The sequence below is a fragment of the Microbispora bryophytorum genome, assembly GCF_006874465.1.
GTDB lineage: Bacteria > Actinomycetota > Actinomycetes > Streptosporangiales > Streptosporangiaceae > Microbispora > Microbispora bryophytorum.
Window position 1 is genome coordinate 36,717 of record NZ_VIRL01000014.1, and the last position, 21,951, is coordinate 58,667.

General features: G+C 69.8%; 20 protein-coding genes. 9 read left to right on the plus strand and 11 right to left on the minus strand.

From position 1 onward, the window contains the following. Window positions 1-6: 6 nt before the first annotated feature. The 3 genes from gnd to dnaA form a co-directional block, all read right to left on the minus strand. Window positions 7-951, minus strand: a complete 945-nt coding sequence (gene gnd, locus FLX07_RS23350) for a phosphogluconate dehydrogenase (NAD(+)-dependent, decarboxylating) (protein ID WP_142573686.1) — start codon at window positions 949-951, stop codon at window positions 7-9. 103 nt (window positions 952-1,054) lie between these two features. Beyond that, entirely contained in the window at window positions 1,055-2,194 is a 1,140-nt protein-coding gene (gene dnaN / locus FLX07_RS23355) for a DNA polymerase III subunit beta (RefSeq protein WP_142573366.1), read from the minus strand. 525 nt (window positions 2,195-2,719) lie between these two features. Beyond that, window positions 2,720-4,363 (minus strand): chromosomal replication initiator protein DnaA, encoded by a 1,644-nt coding sequence (dnaA, locus tag FLX07_RS23360; protein WP_142573367.1) that lies wholly within the window; start codon window positions 4,361-4,363, stop codon window positions 2,720-2,722. 432 nt (window positions 4,364-4,795) lie between these two features. Between dnaA and rpmH the strand changes: the two genes are divergently transcribed. From rpmH to FLX07_RS23400, 8 genes are all read left to right on the plus strand, one after another. Next, window positions 4,796-4,933, plus strand: a complete 138-nt coding sequence (rpmH, locus tag FLX07_RS23365; protein ID WP_015772801.1) for a 50S ribosomal protein L34 — start codon at window positions 4,796-4,798, stop codon at window positions 4,931-4,933. Window positions 4,934-4,994: 61 nt separating this feature from the next. Next, window positions 4,995-5,372: a ribonuclease P protein component gene (gene rnpA, locus FLX07_RS23370; protein WP_142573368.1), complete on the plus strand. Its 378-nt coding sequence runs from the start codon at window positions 4,995-4,997 to the stop codon at window positions 5,370-5,372. A gap of 26 nt (window positions 5,373-5,398) precedes the next feature. Further along, window positions 5,399-5,683: a membrane protein insertion efficiency factor YidD gene (gene yidD / locus FLX07_RS23375; RefSeq protein ID WP_142573688.1), complete on the plus strand. Its 285-nt coding sequence runs from the start codon at window positions 5,399-5,401 to the stop codon at window positions 5,681-5,683. Between the two features lie 4 nt (window positions 5,684-5,687). Next, window positions 5,688-6,638: a membrane protein insertase YidC gene (gene yidC, locus FLX07_RS23380; RefSeq protein WP_142573369.1), complete on the plus strand. Its 951-nt coding sequence runs from the start codon at window positions 5,688-5,690 to the stop codon at window positions 6,636-6,638. Window positions 6,639-6,656: 18 nt separating this feature from the next. Then, a complete protein-coding gene (locus FLX07_RS23385) occupies window positions 6,657-7,151 on the plus strand; it encodes a Jag family protein (protein WP_142573370.1) in 495 nt (164 codons plus the stop codon). Window positions 7,152-7,350: 199 nt separating this feature from the next. Further along, complete coding sequence (gene rsmG / locus FLX07_RS23390; protein ID WP_142573372.1) at window positions 7,351-8,031, plus strand: 16S rRNA (guanine(527)-N(7))-methyltransferase RsmG; 681 nt, start codon at window positions 7,351-7,353, stop codon at window positions 8,029-8,031. 322 nt (window positions 8,032-8,353) lie between these two features. Further along, on the plus strand, window positions 8,354-9,127 hold the full coding sequence (locus FLX07_RS23395) for a ParA family protein (protein ID WP_142573374.1): 774 nt from the start codon (window positions 8,354-8,356) through the stop codon (window positions 9,125-9,127). A gap of 394 nt (window positions 9,128-9,521) precedes the next feature. After that, window positions 9,522-10,508, plus strand: coding sequence for a ParB/RepB/Spo0J family partition protein (locus tag FLX07_RS23400; RefSeq protein ID WP_142573376.1), 987 nt, complete (start codon window positions 9,522-9,524; stop codon window positions 10,506-10,508). A gap of 1,100 nt (window positions 10,509-11,608) precedes the next feature. Here the strand turns inward: FLX07_RS23400 and FLX07_RS23405 are convergent. Beyond that, window positions 11,609-12,559: a D-alanine--D-alanine ligase family protein gene (locus FLX07_RS23405; RefSeq protein ID WP_142573378.1), complete on the minus strand. Its 951-nt coding sequence runs from the start codon at window positions 12,557-12,559 to the stop codon at window positions 11,609-11,611. Window positions 12,560-12,872: 313 nt separating this feature from the next. After that, window positions 12,873-14,105 carry an aminotransferase-like domain-containing protein gene (locus tag FLX07_RS23410; protein WP_142573690.1) on the minus strand — a complete coding sequence of 411 codons (1,233 nt, stop codon included), beginning with the start codon at window positions 14,103-14,105 and terminating at the stop codon, window positions 12,873-12,875. A gap of 352 nt (window positions 14,106-14,457) precedes the next feature. On the opposite strand from FLX07_RS23410, the gene FLX07_RS23415 reads away from it, so the two are divergent. Continuing rightward, window positions 14,458-15,078: a GNAT family N-acetyltransferase gene (locus FLX07_RS23415; protein ID WP_142573380.1), complete on the plus strand. Its 621-nt coding sequence runs from the start codon at window positions 14,458-14,460 to the stop codon at window positions 15,076-15,078. A gap of 175 nt (window positions 15,079-15,253) precedes the next feature. Here the strand turns inward: FLX07_RS23415 and trxA are convergent, their stop codons facing one another. From trxA to murJ, 6 genes are all read right to left on the minus strand, one after another. Continuing rightward, complete coding sequence (gene trxA / locus FLX07_RS23420; RefSeq protein ID WP_030508599.1) at window positions 15,254-15,577, minus strand: thioredoxin; 324 nt, start codon at window positions 15,575-15,577, stop codon at window positions 15,254-15,256. A 78-nt stretch (window positions 15,578-15,655) separates the two neighbouring features. Next, window positions 15,656-16,585: a thioredoxin-disulfide reductase gene (trxB, locus tag FLX07_RS23425; RefSeq protein ID WP_142573382.1), complete on the minus strand. Its 930-nt coding sequence runs from the start codon at window positions 16,583-16,585 to the stop codon at window positions 15,656-15,658. Window positions 16,586-16,736: 151 nt separating this feature from the next. Next, window positions 16,737-17,726, minus strand: a complete 990-nt coding sequence (locus FLX07_RS23430; protein WP_142573384.1) for an anti-sigma factor family protein — start codon at window positions 17,724-17,726, stop codon at window positions 16,737-16,739. Further along, window positions 17,716-18,306: an RNA polymerase sigma factor SigM gene (gene sigM / locus FLX07_RS23435; RefSeq protein ID WP_142573386.1), complete on the minus strand. Its 591-nt coding sequence runs from the start codon at window positions 18,304-18,306 to the stop codon at window positions 17,716-17,718. The genes FLX07_RS23430 and sigM overlap by 11 nt, the downstream gene beginning before the upstream one ends. 60 nt (window positions 18,307-18,366) lie before the next feature. Then, complete coding sequence (locus FLX07_RS23440; protein ID WP_142573388.1) at window positions 18,367-19,896, minus strand: protein kinase family protein; 1,530 nt, start codon at window positions 19,894-19,896, stop codon at window positions 18,367-18,369. Window positions 19,897-20,312: 416 nt separating this feature from the next. After that, a complete protein-coding gene (gene murJ / locus FLX07_RS23445) occupies window positions 20,313-21,911 on the minus strand; it encodes a murein biosynthesis integral membrane protein MurJ (protein WP_142573389.1) in 1,599 nt (532 codons plus the stop codon). Window positions 21,912-21,951 lie beyond the last annotated feature (40 nt).

The window sequence follows — 21,951 nt, forward strand, 5'->3', positions numbered from 1 at the left end:
GGCGCGTCAGCCCTCGGCCTCCACCGGCGGGGTGACGTCGGCGCCGGGAGCGTCGGCGCCCTTGCCGGTCTGGCCCTCGGACGAGGCGACCGCGTGCCCGCCGAACTGGTTGCGCAGCGCCGCGACCATCTTCATCGCCGGGGAGTCGGCCTGGCGCGAGGCGAAGCGGGCGTACAGCGCGGCCGTGATGGCCGGCAGGGGCACGGCGTGGTCCACGGCGGCCTGGACCGTCCACCGGCCCTCGCCGGAGTCCTCCGCGTAGCCCTTGAGCTCGGTGAGGTCGGGGTCCTCCTCCAGCGCCCGCACCAGCAGATCGAGCAGCCAGGACCGGATGACGGTGCCGTGCCGCCAGCTCTTGAACGTGTCGGGGATGTTGGTGACGGCGTCGCTGGCCTCCAGCAGTTCCCAGCCCTCGGCGAAGGCCTGCATCATGCCGTACTCGATGCCGTTGTGGACCATCTTCGCGAAGTGGCCGGCGCCCACGCTGCCCGCGTGGACGAAGCCGTCCTCGCCCTCCGGCTTGAGCGTCTCGAAGATCGGCATGAGCCGGCGGACGTGCTCCTCTTCGCCGCCGGTCATCAGTGCGTAGCCGTACTCCAGGCCCCAGACGCCGCCGCTGACGCCCACGTCGACGAAGCCGATGCCGTGGGTGCGGAGGTCGGCCGCGTGCCGCTGGTCGTCCAGATAGTACGAGTTGCCGCCGTCGATGACGATGTCGCCGTCCGCCAGCACGTCGCGCAGCTGCTCGACCGTGCTCCTCGTCGGCGCCCCGGCGGGCACCATGACCCAGACCGCGCGCGGCGCCTCAAGCCTCTCCACGAGCTCCTGGAGGCTGCCGACGTCGCTGACGGAGGGGTCGCGGTCATAGCCGACGACCTCGTGGCCGCCGCGCCGCAGCCGCTCGGCCATGTTCCCGCCCATTTTGCCGAGCCCGATCATGCCGATCTGCATCTGAGCCACCCCTCAACTCTGCACCGTCCACCGAGGCACGCGTACCCATGCATCAGGGGTCCATGCCCGCAGCAGATCGTACGCCCGGGGTGTCCGGGCCGCGTCAGCTGGACAGGCGGATGGGCATGATGAGGTAGCGGTAGTCCTCGCTCCCCCCGTCGTCCACAGGCTTGCCCCCGGTGAGGATGGCGGGCTTGGTCGGCGTGGTGAACTGGAGCCGCGCGACGTCGGAGTCGATCGCCCCGAGGCCCTCCAGCAGGAACTGGTGGTTGAAGGCGATGTTGATCTCGTCGCCGTCGAACTCGACCGGCAGCGCCTCCACGGCCTGCGCCTCGTCGCCGCTGCCGGCCTCCAGGACGACCTCTCCGCCGCGGAAGGTCAGCCGTACGGGGGTGTTGCGCTCGGCGACGAGCGCGACGCGCTTGACGGCCTCCACGAACGACGCTGTGGACAGATCCGCCCGCGCGGAGAACTCGGTGGGCAGCAGCGAGCGGTACTTGGGGAATTCGGGGTCCAGCAGCCGGGTCGTCGTCCGCCGTCCGGAGCTGGAGAACCCGATCATGCCCTCGCCGGTGCCGCCGGCCGAGCTCAGCGCGATCTCGACCTCCGCGCCGGTGCCGCCCAGCGCCTTGGCCGTGTCCGCCAGCGTACGGCCGGGGATCATCGCCACCGCCTGGAAGCCGGGCTGCTCGGGCTGCCACTTCAACTCGCGTACGGCGAGGCGGTAGCGGTCGGTGGCGGCGAGGGTCACGGTGTCGCCCTCGATCTCCATCCGTACGCCGGTGAGCATCGGGAGGGTGTCGTCCTTGCCCGCGGCGACGGCCACCTGCCCGACGGCGGAGGCGAACACGTCGCTGCCGACCCGTCCGGCGGCGGGCGGCATGGCCGGGAGGGAGGGGTAGTCCTCCACAGGCATGGTGAGAAGGGTGAACCGGGCGCTGCCGCAGGTGACGACGGCCTTGGCTCCGTCCACAACCAGCTCGACCGGCTGTGCGGGGAGCGCGCGGGTGATCTCGGCGAGGAGCTTGCCGGAGACGAGGACCACACCCGGCTCGCCGGTCTGCAGGTCGAGGGTCACCTCGGCGGAGACCTCGTAGTCGAACCCGGAGAGCTTCAGCCGCTGCTCGTCGGTCACCTCCAGCCGCATGCCGGCGAGGACCGGCACCGATGGACGGGCCGGAAGGCTCCGTGCCGTCCACGCCACGGCCTCGGCGAGCACGTCGCGATCGATCCGGAACATCACGTGGATCAGCCTCCTGGGTGTCGCTGCTTCGTCAAGTCTTCACTCTCCCGCACCTGTGTGCCTCCAGAACCCCTTCTATGGTTCTTGAGTTCCTTAGGGAGAGAGATACAAGTCGTCTTATTAGGCAGTGTGGATATGTGGATGTCGAGCATTTTCGCAGCTCAGCGGAGCTGGTTCATCCACTGCCGGTGTGGGGGGAACGTGGACGGACACCCCGTGCCCTGTGGGTGGAGCCGCTGTCCCCACACCCGTTCCCCAGATGGAGGGCCCTCTGTCCACGAGTAATCCACGATGTTTCCACCGGTTGTCCACGGGGTAAATGGGACAGTTGAGCTGTGCGTGACGAGTGCACACAGGGCGTCCCCAGCTCGTCCACGGGTATTCCCCAAGCCATCCCCAAGTTCTCCCCAGAGTTGTCCCCAAGCGGGGACGGCGCGTTGGCGGGCCGGAAAGGGTGGGGGTAACGCGGAGAGCCGCCGCCGAGGGGCGGCATTTTTGATCCACAGAGTTATCCACAGCTGTGTACTAAGCGTTGCGTGCGCGCTGCTTGATCCGAGTCGTCAGCTCGTTGACCTGGTTGTACATCGAGCGCCGTTCGGCCATGAGCGACCGGATTTTACGCTCCGCGTGCATCACGGTCGTGTGGTCGCGTCCCCCGAACTGCTGGCCGATCTTGGGCAGAGACAGGTCGGTCAGCTCCCGCGCCAGGTACATGGCGATCTGGCGGGCGGTTACCAGCGCGCGCGAGCGTGAGCTTCCACACAGGTCGTCGAGCGATACACCGAAGTACTCGGCGGTTGTGGACATGATGAGGGAGATGGTGATCTCCGGGCTCGCGTCCTCGCTGATGAGGTCCTTGAGGACGATCTCGGCGAGCTGGATGTCCACAGACTGCCGGTTGAGGCTGGCGAACGCGGTGACCCTGATCAGCGCGCCCTCGAGCTCCCGGATGTTGGTCGCGATGCGGCTGGCGATGTACTCCAGCACGTCGGGCGGCGCGGCCAGGCCCTCCTGGATCGCCTTCTTGCGCAGGATCGCGATGCGGGTCTCCAGCTCGGGCGGCTGGACGTCGGTGATCAGCCCCCACTCGAACCGGTTGCGCAGCCGGTCCTCCAGCGTCACGAGCTGCTTGGGCGCCCGGTCGCTGGAGATGACGATCTGCTTGCTGGCGTTGTGGAGGGTGTTGAAGGTGTGGAAGAACTCCTCCTGCGTCTGCTCCTTGCCCTCAAGGAACTGGATGTCGTCCACGAGGAGGATGTCCACAGCCCGGAAGCGGGAGCGGAACCCGTCGGCCTTGTGGTCGCGGATGGAGTTGATGAAGTCGTTGGTGAACTCCTCGGAGCTCACGTACCGCACCCGGGCGCCGTCGTACAGGCTCTGCGCGTAGTGGCCGATCGCGTGCAGCAGGTGGGTCTTGCCCAGCCCCGAGTCGCCGTAGATGAACAGCGGGTTGTACGCCTTGGCGGGGGCCTCGGCGACCGCGACGGCGGCCGCGTGCGCGAAGCGGTTGCTGGCGCCGATGACGAACGTCTCGAACGTGTACTTGGCGTTCAGCCGGGCCGGCTCGCCGGAGGTGCGTCCGCTCCGGGCGTCCCAGCGGTTCTGCCCGGGGCCGCCGGACCCGGGCCCGGACACGGGGCCCGGCACCGGCTCGGGCTTGGGCGCCGCGGGCGGCTCGGGGGAGTAGCCGCCGGGCCGCTGCGCGTGGTCCGGCGGGGACATGTGCTGCGGCGGCTGCGAATACTGCTGGGCCTGTGGATAGTGCGGCTCGGCGTCCCGCCGGATCGGGCCGTCCTCAGCTAAGGGAAAGCGTGGAGCCTGGGGGTGGGGCTGTGGATAATCTGTGGACGGCGCCTGTGGGCGGTGATCGGCCGACGGCGCCCCGGAGGGGTCCGAGGCGGAGGGCAGGCCGGCGCCGGGATCCACCATCACGGCGATCCGCACAGGCCGGCCGAGCTCCTGCGACAACGCGTGCACGATCAGCGGGCGCAGCCGGACCTCGATGACCTCTTTGGCGAAATCGTTGGGGGCCGCCAGGAGAATCGTGTCGTTGATGAGGCCGGAGGGCTGCGTCATCTGGAGGAACGCCCGCTGCTGCCCCGAGACGCCCTCGTCGAGCAGGGTCCTGAGGGCCCGAGCCCATACAGCGTTGAGATCGACGCCTTCCATGGCTCGGCCCCTCCTCTCGTTACGCGGCCCCGCTCGCCCGCCGCGATCCGTGTCGTTTCCCGTCCTGTACGCCTCGCCACCGGACCCCGTCCGGCTTGCCATCCACAAATGATCCACATGATGTGCACAGCCCGTGCGTCTTCCCCGGGCACATTCACGCTGATGGGGGGAAGGGCCGGACGGCCGACGGTAGCGGTGTGCGCAACCTGCGTTCAAGGCGTTGTCCACAGCCTAACGGCCCATGGTCGCTTGCCGTACTCGCTTGGCGTCACGGGCGCGGTTTGACCTGACGTACCGTGTGCCCGTAACGTGTCCCGGTCGGCTAATCACGCGACGGCTATTTCGCATGCCCGCGCATCTGACGAGCCGTGACCATGGAATGTACCGCGCCCGCGGAACGCCGCGGACGCACCTGAAGCCTGGAGCCCACTCGTGAGCAAGCGTACTTACCAGCCGAACAACCGTCGCCGCGCGAAGACCCACGGCTTCCGGCTGCGCATGCGCACCCGGGCCGGCCGCGCCATCCTGGCCGCGCGCCGCCGCAAGGGCCGCGCCGAGCTGACGGTCTGACGATCGAACGCCGCCCGCCCGTGCTGAGCGGAGCGGGCGGCCATATGCCGAGGAAGGCCCGGTGCTGCCGTCCGCGTCCCGCATGCGGCGGGGTGACGAGTTCGCCGACGCGATTCGCCGTGGGCGGCGCGCCGGGCGTCCCACCCTGGTCGCACACCTGAACCTGCGTGACGCCGACGAGCCACCGCTGGTCGGCTTCGTCGTGAGCAAGGCGGTCGGCGGCGCCGTGGTGCGCAACCAGGTCAGGCGCAGGTTGAGACACCTCCTGCGGAGCCGCCTGCCGCTGCTGCCGAGAGGTAGCCTTCTGGTGGTACGCGCCAATCCACCGGCCGCGTCCGCGCGTAGCGAGCACCTGGCCGCCGAACTCGACATCGCGCTGAGTCGTTTACTCCGGCGGCGCGGGTCCGATGCCGGGACCCCGACGGATGGACGGTCATGACAGCGCAGCAACCGACCCCGGCCGTGATGCCAGGGGAGGCCGACCGGCCCGCGACCGGGCCGGTCGCAAGCGTGCTGCTCGCGATCATCCGGTTCTACCGCGCCTTCATCAGCCCGATGCTGGGGCCGAGGTGCCGGTTTGAGCCGTCCTGCAGCGCCTATGGCCTGGAAGCCGTCGCCGTTCATGGAGCGGCGCGCGGGGTATGGCTGACCGTCAGGCGTATCGGACGGTGTCACCCGTTCCATCCTGGAGGTTTCGACCCGGTGCCCCCACGCCGAGTCCGGTCTCACGACGAAACGCAAGGGAGCTAGCTCGGTGGAGCTGCCATTCCTGAATTGGCTGTACACGGCGGTGGCCTGGGTGATCACCCAGATCCACGCCGGCTACAGCACTTTCATCCCCTCCAGCAGCGGGCTCAACTGGGCGCTGACCATCATCACGCTGACCGTGCTGATGCGTCTGCTGATCTTCCCGCTTTTTATGAAGCAGATGCGCTCGTCGCGGAAGATGCAGGAACTGGCGCCCAAGGTCCAGGAGCTGCGCAAGAAGTACAAGAACGACAAGCAGCGCATGAACCAGGAGGTCATGCGGCTGTACCAAGAAGGGGGCGCCAACCCCCTTGGGGGCTGCCTCCCGATCGTCGCGCAGTTCCCGATCTTCATCTCGATGTTCACCGTGCTGCGGGCCATCGCCGAGGACCGGGCCGTTTTCGGCATGACCAAGGAGCTGGTGAACAGCGCGCGCGCCGCGCATGTCATCGGCGCGCCGCTGACGGCGAAGTTCTTCGACAGCTCCGAGATCATCCAGAGTCTCGGCGCCCAGCCGCTGATGACGAAGATCGTGCTTGCCTGCTTCGTGGCCGTCAGCTCGTGCACCACGTTCCTCACCGTCCGGCAGAGCGTGAAGCGCTCGGTGGCGCAGATGCCGGACAACCCCATGGCACAGCAGCAGAAGCTCCTCATGTACGTCTCGCCGCTGTTCGCCGTCTTCAGCCTGAACTTCCAGCTCGGTCTGATCCTCTACTGGGTGACCACCAACCTGTGGACGCTCGGCCAGCAGCACTGGTTCTACAGCCGCCATCCCATGCCGGTCGTGGACGAGAAGGGCAACGTCACCACTCCCGAGCCGACGAACGGGATTTTCACCAAGCTGGTGGGGAAGCCCAAGGCGGCGGCGCAGCCTGAGCCGGAGCCCGCCCCCAAGATCGTCCGTCAGCAGCAGGCGCGCCAGCCTCGCAGCAAGCGCACCGGCAGCAAGAAGTCGTAGGAGAAGGAGAGTTCGGACGTGACCGAAGCTGAGGAGACCCTCAAGCCTGCTCCCGACGTCGATGCCCTGGAACAGGAGGGTGAGATCGCGGCGGACTACCTGGAGGGCCTGCTCGACATCGCCGACCTCGACGGCGACATCGACATGGACGTCGAGGGAGACCGCGCGATGGTCTCGATCGTGGGTATCAAGGGCGACGAGCTCGTGGGTGCCGGCGGGGAGGTGCTGGAGGCGCTGCAGGAGCTGACGCGCCTGGCCGTGCACCGCCAGACGGGGGAGCGCTCACGACTCATGCTCGACGTGGGCGGCTTTCGGGAGCGGCGCCGGGCCGAGCTCACCAAGGTGGGCAGCGCGGCGGCCGACGACGTCAAGCGCACCGGCGAGCCGAAGGCGCTCAAGCCCATGACGCCGTTCGAGCGCAAGATCGTTCACGACGCGGTCGCGGCCGCGGGCCTGCGCAGCGAGTCCGAGGGCGAGGAACCCCGCCGCTTCGTGGTGGTCCTGCCCGCCTGACCGCTTTTCACAGTTCCGACGCGGGGAAGCCGCCGGTCCCACATCCGGGACCGGCGGCTTTTCCGTCCTGTACGTCCCTTCCTCGCCCTGCCCCTTCCACCGGCATCGCATCGCCGGCGGCCGCCGGATGTACGGCTGACCGTCGCCGAGGGGAAAGGACGGTTACCCTTGGCCGAGAGCGTTCCTGGATGAGTGAGTGATGACGGAGAGCAACGAGCTGCCCGAGGCGCCCCCGGTGGCCCGGGAGATTTTCACCGATGAGGCGTTGGAGCGGGCACAGGTGTTCGCCGAGTTGCTCGCCGGGCCGGGCGTGGTGCGGGGACTGCTGGGGCCGCGCGAGGTGCCTCGCATCTGGGATCGGCACCTGTTGAACTGTGCGGTGCTGGAGGAGGCGGTCCCGCCGGACTCGACTCTGGTCGACATCGGCTCGGGCGCCGGCCTTCCGGGCCTGGTGCTCGCGATCGTGCGCCCCGATGTGACGGTGACGCTGCTGGAGCCGCTGCTGCGCCGCACCGTGTTCCTGTCCGAGTGCGTCGAGACGCTGAAGCTGGACAACGTGGAGGTGCTGCGCGGGCGGGCCGAGGAGCTCGCCCGCAAGCGCGTCTTCGACGTCGCGACGGCGCGGGCGGTCGCGCCGCTCGACCGTCTGCTGTCGTGGTCGATGCCGCTTCTGCGCGAGGGCGGGGAGTTGCTCGCGATGAAGGGGGAGCGGGCACAGGAGGAGCTGGAGGCGGCTCGCCCTCAGTTGGAGTCGTTCGGCGCGAGGCACGTCGAGCTGGTCACGGTGGGGCGCGGTAAGGTCGAGCCGCCCGCGACCCTCGTTCGCGTCGTCGCCGGACGGTCTGCGCGGACGGACACGCGGAGGCGACGAAAGAGGTGAGCCGGTGGCGGACGCTGGATCAGGCGGTGTGACAGCTGGTCTGGGTTGGCCGGAGACTCGGCTCCCCCTACGCTGGGAGATCGCGACAGCAGGCCGGTCCTCCGGGGTGGGCTGGCCTCGTCCCCCTGTCTCGCCGGTCGAAAGGACGACGACCGTGTCCCAGACCCCCCTTAACTCTGGCGATTCGCCGCTGGTACGAGAGGCACTGAGTTCTGTGGTTTCACGTGAAACAGCCGCCACGCCCCCGCAGGCGGCTGCGCCTTCGGTCGGTTACTCGACGCGCGACGAGGGGACCTGGCCCCGACCTTCCCGGTGTCGCGTGATGACGGTGGCCAACCAGAAGGGCGGCGTGGGGAAGACCACCACGGCCGTCAACCTTGCGGCGGCGCTGTCCATGCACGATCAGCGCGTTCTCGTGGTCGATCTCGACCCGCAGGGCAACGCGTCCACGGCGTTGGCGACGGAGCACCGGTCGGGGATGCCGTCGGTGTACCAGGTCCTCGTGGACGACATGCCGCTGGCCCAGATCATCAAGCCGGTCCCCGAGATGCCCAATCTGTACTGCGCTCCGGCCACGCTCGACCTCGCGGGCGCGGAGATCGAGCTGGTTCCGATGGTCGGCAGGGAGGCCCGCCTACGGCGGGCGCTCGCCTCGTTCGATGCGATGGAGTTCGACTACATCCTCATCGACTGCCCGCCGTCGCTGGGCCTGCTGACGGTGAACGCCATGTCGGCGGCCCAGGAGGTGCTGATTCCCATCCAGTGTGAGTACTACGCCCTGGAGGGTCTCACCCAGCTTCTGCAGAACGTGGAACTGGTGCGCGCGCACCTCAACCAGACGCTGGCGATCTCGACCATCCTGCTCACGATGTACGACGGCCGGACCCGCCTCGCCTCCCAGGTGGCCGAGGAGGTGCGCTCCCACTTCGGCGACACCGTGCTGGACGCCGTCATCCCCAGGAGCGTACGCGTCTCCGAGGCGCCCAGCTACGGCCAGTCCGTCATGACGTACGACCCGGGATCGAGCGGGGCGCTGGCATACATGGGCGCCGCCCGCGAGATCGCCTATCGGGCGGCGGCCCTCGCCGGCGCCTGACAGACCCGGGCGGCGCTCCGGACGTGCGCCACGCTGCCCGTACGGACGGGGTGAGAGGCGGCGCGCGGACGAGGACGTGCCGGAGGGCGTCACCGGCGCCCGGCGCGGGTGATGGCGACGGGGCCATGATGGCTATGGCTCAGGGAGACGGGCAGAAGCTTCGGTCCTCGTGAAACCCGCTCCGCTGGGCGTTCGCGACGGTCCTCGCTCCCACCCGCTCCGCTCCGCATGCCGGGACACGCGCGGGGGCTGACGGTGGAATCGCGCACGGCTGGGCGCACGGAGACTCAAGGCGGGGCTTCACAGCGGTACTCTCTCCTGGTGTGTGCGTGCCGGTGCCCAGTGACTCCGTGTTGCTGGGCACCGCCTTCTGTGCGGTTATGAAGGAGCAGCGGTGAGCCAGCAGCGTCGGGGACTGGGCAAGGGTCTTGGGGCTCTGATCCCCACAGGACCGATCGTCGATCCGGCGTCCGCGGCGAGCGCTCCGCCCGCCGGCCCGCTGTCGGCCGCGCCGGGAACGGACAGGGTGGGCCTGCGTCCGGTAGAGGGCGCCTACTTCCAGGAGATCGAGGTCGACTCCATCTCCCGGAACCCGCGGCAACCGCGTGAGGTGTTCGACGAGGACCGGCTGGACGACCTCGCGGCATCCATCAGGGAGGTCGGCCTGCTGCAGCCGGTCGTCGTCCGCGCTCTGGAGGACGACCGCTTCGAGCTCATCATGGGGGAGCGGAGGTGGCGCGCCTCGCAGATCGCCGGGCTCAACCGCATCCCCGCGATCGTCCGGAGCACCCAGGACGACGAGATGCTCCGTGAGGCGCTCATCGAGAACCTCCAGCGGGAGCAGCTGAACGCGCTGGAGGAGGCGGCGGCCTACCAGCAGCTTCTGGACGACTTCGGGGCCACCCACGAGGTGCTCGCCGGGAAGGTCGGACGGTCACGGTCGCACATCAGCAACACCCTGCGACTGCTGAACCTTCCTCCCGAGGTGCAGCGCCGGGTGGCGGCCGGGGTCATCAGCGCAGGGCACGCGCGAGCGCTGCTGGCGTTGAACGACCCCGCCGCGCAAGAGCGGCTGGCGACGCGGATCGTGGCCGAGGGGCTGTCTGTCCGGACCGTAGAGGAGATCGTGGCTCTGGGCGAGGCCACCGCTGGGCCGGCTCCACGCAAGCCCCGAGCGAAGAAGCCGACCGCCCCGGCGCTGAGCGACCTGGCGAATCGGTTGTCGGACCACTTCGAGACGAAGGTGAAGGTCGATCTCGGCAGCCGGAAGGGGCGCATCGTGGTCGAGTTCTCCACGATCGACGACCTGGAGCGCATCATCGACACGATGGCGCCGGAGGCCGCTCACGCGATGCGAAGCAGGGGTATCGCGGCGGAGTGACCGCAGAGGCTCGCGGTGGCATCCGCGTTCTGCCGCAGGTTTCACGTGAAACATCACGTCCCATGCTCCTCCTTGGCTGCGCCGGGGCCGATATGGCAGGCGATCCGTCTCGCATCCGCTCTCTCGACGGCGGCTGCATGGGCACCCCTTAGGCATGGGCACCCCTTAAAGGGGTTGGATGCGCCAGGTCGGATGCGACCAGGTCGATGTCGGCCCACGCGTTCGCCGGTTCCGCCCATCCCTGCTGCCGCGCACGTGCGGCACCGGCGGTGGTCGCGACGGCCGTCGCCGCGCACGTCGCCGCGCATGCCGTCGGGGGGACCACGGCACCTGGGAGGTTGTGGGTGCTGGCGGCACGGTCACCTGAGGGGAGTCGCCTGTGTAGGGTGCGCTGGGCCGGCTGGCGCCGCCGCCCTTGACGGCCCGGTGGAATGACGGCCACAAGACAGCCCGGCGGAATGACGACAGCTGGACGACGGCGGCTGGATGACGGGATGACGGCGGCCGGACCGCCCTTCTCACGTGTGGCTGTCTCTGTGGCGCTGCCCGAAGGTTGAAACGCCACCGGCACGTACGGCCCGCCGGGGGAGGGGGTCACGGCCCGGCCGGGTGGGAGTCTGCTGGGGTCACGGGTAAGCCGCCACGGGCGGAGCCACGGCGAGCGGACTCGCCTCCGTCCTGTCCCGCCTGGCGTTCAGCCGTCTCTCCGGAAGACCGTGCGGACACACGGGCGCTCTTGGGGGAACCCCTTCTGCGGCCGCCGTGGTGGCGGGTGTCGCTCGTCAGATCCCTCTGGTGCGCCGGGCACCGACGATCCCCGGGATGAGGGAGCGGAGCGGAAAGGATCGACAGTCAAGGATCCACTTAGCGGCGAAGGCCCTGGTGCCCCCTCTGCGGAGATTCCGCGCCTGCGAGGATTTTTCTGAGCGGAAGCGGAGGGGGATAGCGAGGACCGGAGATTCCGTCCGGCGCCGTGACCGTCCCGGCCAAGGTTCGTGGCCCCCACTCGACCCCGCCTTCTGGAAGCACGGTCTTGGGAACGAAACAGCCCCCTCCAGGCTCGCCCGGAGGGGGCTGTTTCACGTGAAACCGCGGCGGGGTCAGCCTCGGGTGGCGGCGAGCTCCAGGAGTCCCTTGCACAGCGTGCCGAGATCGCGCCCCGCAGCCTCCGCCGCCATGGGCAGCAGAGAGGTCTCCGTCATGCCGGGGGCGACGTTCACTTCGAGGAAGTACGGCTTGCCGGCGGCGTCGACGATGATGTCGGTGCGGGAGATGTCTCGCAGACCGAGCGCGGTGTGGGCGGCGACCGCCATGCCCGCACACGCCTCGGTGGCCTCGGGGGAGAGCCGGGCCGGTGCGAAGAACTCGGTGTGCCCGGCCGTGTACCGGGCCGCGTAGTCGTACACGCCTCGGTCGGGCACGATCTCCACGGGCGGCAGCGCGACCGGCCCGTCGCCGAGATCCACCACGGAGACCGAGACCTCGATGCCCTCGACATACCGCTCGATGAGCGCGGTGTCGCCGTAGGCGAAGCAACCGACCATCGCGGCGGGCAGTTCCTCCGCCGTGCGCACCATGGAGGCGCCCAGCGCGGAGCCGCCGCGCGAGGGCTTGACGAACAGCGGCAGGCCGAGCCGGTCGATGATGCGGGCGAGCACGGCGGCGGCACCGAGATCGTGGAACGTCTCCTTGGGCAGCGCCACCGAGTCGGGCGTGTTCAGCCCCCAGGAGCGGACGACCGCCTTCGCCGTGGGCTTGTCGAAGGCGACCCGGCAGGCGTCCGGCGTCGCTCCGACGTAGGGCACGTCGAGAAGTTCGAGCACCGAGCGGATGGCGCCGTCCTCTCCGGCGCCGCCGTGCAGGGTGACGAAGACCGCGTCCGGCGGGTCGGCCAGCACGGCGGGCACGAGGGTGGAGTCGGCATCGCGCGTCTCCACGTCCACCCCGGCCGCCCGCAGCACCTCGGCGACGCGGCGTCCCGAACGGATGGAGACCTCACGCTCGTAGGAGAGCCCTCCCGCGAGGATGAGCACGTGGCCCAGATCGCTCATGGCGTCTCACCGCCGATGTGCTCCACCACGGCACCGGCTGCGGTCCAGCGGTGGTCGGTATCACCCGGCCCGGATCGCGTCCCCCTCCACGGACGCGCAGGGGGCGATCCTTGGGTCATCGTTCGCTCGGTCACGAAGAGGGCCTTTCTCGCCTCGAGAAGTCAGTACGGCCAGCCTGAACAGGCTAGTGCCCTGCCCGTGCCGCCGCGCCGGGGCACCGCGTCTCAGCCAAGGTCGCACGTGCAGCCGGAGCCGCCCATGGGCGGTGCCATGGGCGGCTCCTCCGTCGCTGGGGGCAGCGGCCGTACCGTGTCTAGGCGAGATCCGGGCCGGGAGTGTCGACGCCGGCGTGTCCCGGCGTGGAGCCCGTGCCGAACGTGTCCCGCAGCCTGAGTTCCTGCTCGATCACACCGGCCAGGCGGCGCACGCCCTCCTTGATGCGGTCCGGCTCCGGGTAGCAGAACGACAGGCGCATGTTCCGCGCGCCGCCGCCGTCGGAGTAGAAGCCGGTGCCCGGCACGAAGGCGACCCGCTCGGCGACGGCGCGGGGGAGGATCGCCTTGGAGTTGAGCCCCTCGGGGAGCGTCATCCAGACGAAGAACCCGCCGGCGGGGCGGGTCCACGTGCAGCCGGGCGGCATGAGCACATCGAGCGCGCCCAGGAGCGCGTCACGCCGCTCGCGGTACAGCTCACGGAACGACTTGATCTGCTCGCGCCACGGCTGGGTGGCGAGGTACTGGCCGACGGCGAGCTGGGTGAAGGACGAGTGCGACAGCACCGCCGACTCCATCGCCAGGACCAGTTTGTCGCGAATCGCGTGCGGAGCGAGGGCCCAGCCGACGCGGAAGCCGGGGGCGAGGGTCTTGGAGAACGAGCCGAGATAGACGACGCCCTCGGAGTCGTCGGCCCGCAGCGCCCGCATCGGCTCCCCATCGAAGCCGAGCAGGCCGTACGGGTTGTCCTCCACCACGAGGACGCCGGCGCGGCGGCAGATCTCCAGCACCTGGCGGCGGCGCACCTCGTTCATCGTCACGCCGGCCGGGTTCTGGAAGTTGGGGATCGTGTAGAGGAACTTGATCCGGTTGCCGGCCGCCTGGAGCGCGTAGATGGTCTGTGCGAGGGACTCGGGGATGAGTCCCTGGTCGTCCATCGCGATGTGCACGACCTTGGCCTGGTAGGCGCTGAACGTGCCGAGCGCCCCGACGTACGAGGGTCCCTCGGCGAGCACGACGTCGCCGGGGTCGATGAAGATCCGGGTGATCAGGTCGAGCGCCTGCTGCGAGCCCACCGTGACGACCACGTCGTCGGCGTTCGCCTCGATGCCCTCCATGCGCATGACCTCGCAGATCTGCTCGCGCAGGGCGGGGTCACCCTGCCCGGAGCCGTACTGCAGGGCGACGGAGCCGCGCGAGGTGACCAGGTCGGCGACGAGCTCGCTGACGAGGTCGAGGGGGAGCGCGTTGACGTACGGCATGCCGCCGGCGAGCGAGACCACCTCGGGCCTCGATGCGACGGCGAAGAGAGCTCGGATCTCGGAGGCGACCATCCCGGCAGCGCGGGCGGCGTACCTGTCGACGTAGGCGTCAATGCGCGACCCATGGGTCACGTTCGTCCGACCGTGATCTAGCTCTTGTGCCACGGTCCACCTCCGATCACGTAGCCGAGAAATCCAGAGTACGGTAACGCGCCACTCCGATCACAACAGGGTATTGACCATCAAGGGCCCCTTTTCTTGCATTCCCGTACCACTGGTTTCGGTCCGGCCAACCCCTTTAACGGGCGCCGGTGAACGTTGTGGCACACCCGCTCCCGCCCTTCCGCTGAGTTACGATGCGAGCTGGAGACGCCGTATTCGCGCGCTTTTCTGGCAGGACTCCTGACGGGGATTGGGGCATCACGTGTCGCGTCGGCTGGTCAATGTCACCCTCGACAATCTCGATGACCTGCCGCGGCGGTGCCGGCGGTGCGTGTTCTGGGAGCTCGACCCTGTCAGCGGCGAGCGCGCCGTGGAGGCGGGCGACCCGGGCTTGGAGAAGGAGGCGTGGATCTCCGCGACCCTCCTCGAATGGGGGAGCTGCGGGAAGATCGCCTACGTCGACGGCGTGGCGGCCGGATTCGTGCTCTACGCCCCGCCGTTGTACGTCCCGCGCTCGGTGGCGTTCCCGACCTCGCCGGTCAGCTCGGACGCCGTGCTGCTGATGACCGCGCACATCGTGCCGGAGTTCACCGGCGGGGGGCTGGGCCGGATGCTCGTGCAGGGCGTCGCCAAGGACCTGACCCGCCGCGGTGTTCGGGCGATCGAGGCGTTCGGCGACCTGAAGTGGGAGCAGCCGGGCGGCTGCGTGCTGCCCGCGGACTATCTGCTGTCGGTCGGGTTCAAGACCGTGCGTCCGCATCTGCGCTTCCCCCGGCTCCGGCTGGAGCTCAAGACGGCCGTGTCGTGGCGTGAGGACGTCGAGGTGGCGCTGGAGCGACTGCTGGGATCGATGTCCCCCGAGCGGGCCCTGCGGCCCGTCTGAGAGGGCTTCCGGCCGTCCCACGAGTTCCACAGGAGTCCCACAGGAGTCGGCACAACGCACATCCCACATAGCTCCCGCACGGGTCCCGCCAGGTCCAAGGTGGCACCGGAGAACGCGCGAGCCCCCCGCGCCGCACGCACGGGGGGCTCTTCGGGTGGTGCCGGCGGGAACGGCGTCAGATGACGCCGTCGAGCTCGCGCAGCAGCATCGCCTTCGGCTTGGCGCCGATGATCTGCTTGACGACCTCGCCACCCTTATAGACGTTCATCGTCGGAATCTGGAGCACACCGTAGTCCCGCGGCGTGACCGGGTTCTCGTCGATGTTCAGCTTGACGATGGTCAGCTTGTCGGCGTTCTCGGCGGCGATCTCCTCGAGGATCGGCCCGACCTGACGGCACGGACCGCACCACTCGGCCCAGAAGTCGACCAGGACCGGCTTGTCGCTCTTGAGGACCTCGGCCTCGAAGCTCGCGTCCGTCACGCTCTTGATCGCGCCCACGGTATCTCTCCCCTTGCATGAGTGGTGTGGCGGTGCAGTCAACCGCGGGGACGGTCCCCGCATTCCCGATGCCGGGACTCAGGCGTTCAGCGTCAGCCAGCGCTCGGCGTCCAGCGCCGCCGCACAGCCGGTCCCGGCCGCCGTGATCGCCTGACGATAGGAGTGGTCGACGACGTCGCCGGCCGCGAACACCCCGTCGATGTTCGTCCGGGTCGACGGCGCATCGACCTCGATGTACCCCTGTTCGTCCAGGTCGATCTGGCCCTTGAGCAGGTCGGTGCGCGGCTCGTGCCCGATCGCGACGAACAGGCCGCCCACCGGCAGGTCGGACTCCTCGCCGGTCTTGACGTTGCGCAGCCGGACGCTGGAGACGCGCTCCTCGCCGACCACGTCGACGATCTCGCTGTCCCAGATGAAGCGGATCTTCTCGTTCGCGAACGCCCGATCCTGCATGATCTTGCTGGCGCGCAGCGAGTCGCGGCGGTGGATGATCGTCACCGACTTCCCGAACCGGGTCAGGAAGATGGCCTCCTCCATCGCCGTGTCGCCGCCGCCGACGACCACGATCTCCTTGTCGCGGAAGAAGAACCCGTCACAGGTGGCGCACCACGACACGCCGCGTCCCGACAGCCGCTTCTCGTTCTCCAGCCCGAGCTCGCGGTAGCGCGACCCGGTGGCCAGGATCACGGCCTTGGCGTAGTAGGTGTCGGTGTAGGTCTTGACGACCTTCGGGTTCGCCTCGAGATCAACTTCGACCACGTCGTCGGCCACCAGCTCGGCGCCGAACCGCTCGGCCTGCTTGCGGAAGTTGTCCATGAGGTCCGGGCCCATGATGCCGTCGGGGAACCCGGGGAAGTTCTCCACATCGGTCGTGTTCATCAACGCCCCGCCGGCGGTGACCGACCCCTCGAAGACGAGCGGCTTGAGGTCCGCACGCGCGGTGTAGACGGCCGCCGTGTAGCCGGCCGGCCCCGACCCGATGATGATCACGTTACGAACGTCGCTCAACGGACCCGCCTTCTTCGCTCCCGGTTGATATGCAGTGCCGTCAACAGATCCTAGGCCCCGGTCATTCCCGCGCGAACCCCCGATACGGCGAAGCCCCCCGGAGGTCGCGGGGGGCTTCGTCACTGATGATGATATGGCTCGCGCCGTGTGGTCATTTCCAGGAGGCCAGAACCTCGGGCCGTAGCTTGTGGCACTGCGAGTCCACCACGACCACTCGGACGGCGTTGCTGCTCTTGTCCTCCCAGAATGCCATGACCGTGGCCTCGTTGCCGTTGTAGAGGGCCTTGTCGACGCCGATCGGCGCGCGGTCAAGCTGGGTCGAGAACCGCTTGACGCAGGTGTCGAGGTCCTCGTCGTCGTTGGTGCCCGAGCCGGGCGCCACGCCGAAGTACCCCAGCAGCGGCCCGCGCAGCTCCCGGCTGGTGTAGTTGTGGCCGCTGGCGTACGTCGAGTAGGTCAGCGCCTCCACCTTGGCCGGGCTCTGGGCGGGGTCGCCCTGGCTCACCACCTGCTGGGACGGCGAGTCGCCGAACGAGAGCAGGCCGGTGGCGAGACCGCCGCTCCCGATCACGACGGCCGCCGCCGCGGCGACCGCGGCCGGCAGCGCCCACGTGCGCCGCCTGGACGCCTTGCGCCCCCCCGTACGCGTTCCGGATCGGCGCCTGGCCGGCACGATCGTTCCGTCGTCGGCGACGACACCCAGTGGAGCCGCGGTCGCACTCGCGGCCACCGGCTCGCGTTCCGGCTCCGCGTGCGTCTCCACAGCGCTGTTCACGGTGGTCCCCACCGGGGTCGCGACCGGAGGCTCGGCCGTCTCCCACGGAACGTCGTCCCATGAAGTGCTGTCCCATGGGGCGATCTCCTGTGGAGCGCTGTCCCATGGAGCGTCCCGCAGGACGCGGTTCCAGTCCGGAGCCTCGGCGGCCAGCGCCTGGTCGATGCGCCTGGCGACGCCCAGAGGCATCGCCGGCACCGGCATCGCCGCCAGGACCTCGCGAACCGCGGCCAGGTCGGCAAGGCTCTCCCCGCAGGGGTCGCAGACCGCGAGATGCTCACGGACCCGCCGGGCCGTCGTGTCGTCGAGGAGACCCTCCGCCAGTTCGGCGAGAACCTCCAGGTCGTAGTGCGTGTCACCCGTCACGAAGTTCTGCTCCCTTCCCGGATGAGACGCGAGTCAGGTCGGATCGGTTCCGCAGATGCGAAAGAATCGGGGCGAGTTTGGCGCGGCCCCGTGCGCAGCGGCTCTTCACGGTGCCCGGCGGGACGCCCAGCACCGCCGCCGCGTCGTCCACCGCGTACCCCATCATGTCGACCAGCACGAGGGCCGCCCTCTGGTCGGGCGGCAGCAGCTTGAGCGCCGCCGTGACCTCCAGGGAGACCTCGCGCTCGCTCGCCTGGTCGGTGGCCGGGACCTCGCGCTCCACGGCCTCGATGAGCTCGTCGTCGGCGACCGGGCGCACCGACTTGCGGCGCATGCGGTCGAGGCAGGCGTTGACCACGATGCGGTGGAGCCACGTCGTGACCGCCGCCTCGCCGCGGAAGCTGCCCGCCTTCCGGTACGCCGAGACGAACGCGTCCTGGACGGCGTCGGCGGCCTCGTCGGGATCGCCGAGCGTGCGCAGGGCGACCGCCCACATGCGGTCGCGGTGCCGCCTGACGATCTCGCTGAACGCGTGAGGGTCGCCGGCGAGGTGACGGGCCAGCAGATCGGCATCGGACATCGCGCGTCGCGCGTGCTCAGCCGGAGGGGGATTGTCTGGTGGGGAATTCACAAGTCCCTGCTATGCCGATCCTGGGGAATGCACAGTTACGTCGTAGATAGTGCCACGATACTGCCCGTTGTAGGGGGGAAGCCGGGTGAACCAGATCAAAACGTACTGACCCGTAGTGGCCTTTTCCGGGGTGAGCGTCACCGAACCCGACGCGCCCTTCTTTTCCGCCACCGTCTTGAGCGAGGACAGCTCCGCCGCGTCGCCCACCTTGAGCTGCACGGTCGCGCCGCCCGCGTTACCCAGGGAGACGACCACGTCGGCGACGGGGATCGGCTCGCCCATGTCGAGGAGGAGCCCGACACCGTCCTTGAGCCGACCCAGGTCGGTGGTGCTGTAGCTGTCGGTGTGCCAGTCGGTGGACGGCTTGCCGTCGATGGCGAGGGGGGCGATCTCCGGCTTCTCCGCGCGGTCGGTGCCGAGGGGGTCGAACCCGGTCGCGCTCACCGGCTTGACCGTGACCGGCTTGCGGGAGGGGGAGGGAGACGCGCCGGAGTCCGACTGGGCCACGCCCCGCGGGGTGTTGCCGAGGTTCTTGCCCACGGTCCAGGCGCCCACGCCGACGGCCGCCATCACGAGCAGGACGATGACGGTCAGCAGGACTTTGCTCGCGGCGCCGGTCTGCGGGCGCGGCGGCGGCAGCGGCGGCGGTGAGGTCATCGCCATCTGATGTGCCAGATGAGACGGCACGCGGGGCGGCATGGTCGACCGGCCGAGTCCGTCCGGCGCCTCGCTGCGCAGGTTCAGCGCGGGCGGCGCGGTGGTGACCGGCGCCGGCGCGGGACGGGGCACCTCGGCGAGTGCCTCGGCCACGGCGGCCGGGGTGGTCAGCGGCGGCTGCCCCCGGCGCGGCTCCTGCAGCAGCGCGCGGCAGGTGATGGCGTCCAGGTAGCCGGGGACTCCGGCGGTGACCTGCCGGGGCGTGCAGATCTTGCCGTCGTCCAGGGGCGCGGGGGGCAGCCCGCAGTCGGAGTCGCCCGGCCAGTGACCGGTCAGCACCGCGTAGAGCAGGCGGCCCAGCCCCTCGGCGTCCTCCCGGGCGGGCTCCTCGCTGCTCAGGTCGAGGATCGCGGCGTCGACGGCGAGGCCGAGGAGCTTGACCGTGCCGCCACTCGTCCAGACCAGGCGGCCGGGGGTCAGGTGCAGGTGGGTGAGCCCGGCCGTGTACGCGTGCGCCAGGGCCTCGGCGGCCTCGGCGACCAGGGCCGCACCCCGCTCGGGCTCGACGGGCCCGCTCTCCAGCAGGTCGAGGAGCGAGTCTCCGCTGACCCACTCGCTCACGACGTACGCCGTGCCGTCCTCGTCGGCCGCGTCGAAGACCTGGGTGAGGCGGGGGTCGGTCAGCCGGCTCGCCAGGCGGGCGGCGGTGACCACCTCCTGGACCCGGGGAAAGTCGGGCGTGAACGTGTGGACCGCGACCGGGCGGGCGAGGATCTCGTCCAGGGCCTTCCACAGGGTCGCGCCACCGGATTCGTGGACCCTGTCCTCAAGGCGGAACCGATTCGCCAGCCGGGTCCCCGGTTCGACCGTGGACATGCTCATGCGGTCGCCCCGCTCCGCGGCCCGTCGGCATGCATCAGCCGATGCCGGGTGCTTCCGCCCACGCCTTCCCGCTTCCGCTCGCCGGTCCGAAACTCAGATCGCGCCCCTAAGACCTCCTGCCTGCCGTGGTCGCCGAGCGGAGCACCGCCGGGTCGGGGAGACCCCGGAGACGAGCATCCGCGGGGCCGGAACAGGCCCGCACGGCGCCGCCGCCGCAGGTCCTCCTCCGCCTCGCGGTCGCCCGCCCGGCCGAATCCATCGGTAGGGCAAGTTCTGCGGGACGTTCCCTGGGTGTGTCTCAACACTCCCTGGCGCACCATGCTAGTGCCGTGCCGCTTGTGCCCGCCTTCCCGATCGAAGACGTCCGAATCGGACTTTCGCGTTACCTTCCAGTTGCCGGTCGTTCTTGAGGACTCTTACCGTCCTACCCGGCTTGCGACAAGTCCAATGATGGAGCGGACCTCGGGCACCCGCAGCCGGTGCGCGGCCAGCATGTACAGCAGCAGCCCGGCGCCGCCGCCCACCACGAGCACCACGGCCGAGGTGACCGGGGTGATCGAGGCGACCTCCCTGGTCAGCCACAGGACCGCCAGCGCCAGCGCGGCGGCCGGGATCGCCGCCGCGTACATCCGGCCCAGGCCGGCGGCGATCTCCCGGCCGCCCAGCCCGCCGATCTTCCGGCTCGCCAGCACCCACGCGACGCCGCAGAGCACGACGTACGTGATCAGGTAGGCGAACGCCAGCCCGATGACGACGTACCGGTCGGGGAGCGTGAAGTAGGCGACGAGACTGAGCGACGCGTTGACGACCACGTTCACCCCCGACATGATCGCGGGGGTGCGGGTGTCGCCGAAGCTGTAGAAGACGCGCAGCAGGAGCTGGAAGACCGAGAACGGCATGAGCGCGACGCCGAACACCTGCAGGACGTGACCGATGTAGATCGCGTCGGCCGACGTCATGTGGCCCCACGAGAAGATCAGCGTGGTGACCGCCGGGCCGAGCACCATCAGCAGCAGCCCCGCGGGGACGATGACCGAGGAGACCAGCCGCACCCCGGAGGAGAACTCCCCGCGGGCCGTGGCGAGGTCCCCGTCCGCGACGAGCCTGCTCATCCTGGGCAGCATCGCCGTGATCACCGACACCGCGATGATCCCGTACGGGAGCTGGAAGAGCTGGAACGCGTACGCCCACGCGCTGTTGCCGGCGCCCGGCGCCCGGTCGCCCGCGCCGGTGGCGAGCTTGGTGGTGACCCAGAACCCGATCTGGTTGATGCCGACGAAGGCGAACGTCCACACGGCCGCCCTGGCCGCCTCGCCGAGCCCGGTGTTGCGCACCCCGAACCGCGGGCGGAACCGGAACCCGGCCCGGTGCAGCGCGACGATCAGCACCAGCGCCTGGGCCACGATGCCGGCGGTGGTGCCGAGTCCGAGCAGCGTGAGGTCGCGCTCGCTCACCTTCTCGATGTCGGACGTCCCGATGGCGTAGTAGGCGGCCAGGACGCCCATGACCACGATGTTGTTGAGCACCGGCGCCCACATGGGGGCGGCGAACCTGTCCCGCGTGTTCAGGATCGCCCCGGCCAGCGATCCGATCCCGAAGAACGCGATCTGCGGGAGCAGGAACCTGGCCAGCGTGGTGGCCACCGCCACCTTGTCGTCCGACCAGTTCGAGGCGGTGTAGAGCTCCATGATCGGCCGGGCCAGCAGCACGCCGATCACCGCGACGGCCGTCAGCACCACCACGGCCAGCGTCATCAGCCGCTGCTCGAACGCCTGGCCCCCGTCGGGGTCCCGCTTGCGCGCCCGCACGATCACCGGCACGACCACGGCGCTGAGGACGCCCTGGAGCAGCAGGTCCAGCAGGATGTAGGGGATCTGGTAGGCCGCGTTGTAGGCGTCGCCGAGGGCGACGGTGCCGATGGCCGCGGCGAGCATCGCCGTGCGGACGAAGCCGGTGAGCCGCGAGACCATCGTCCCGGCCGCCATGATCGCGCTGGCCCGCAGCATCCTGCTCATGGTTGTCCTTCGGTTCACGGCGGCCGGAATCGGGTGGCCG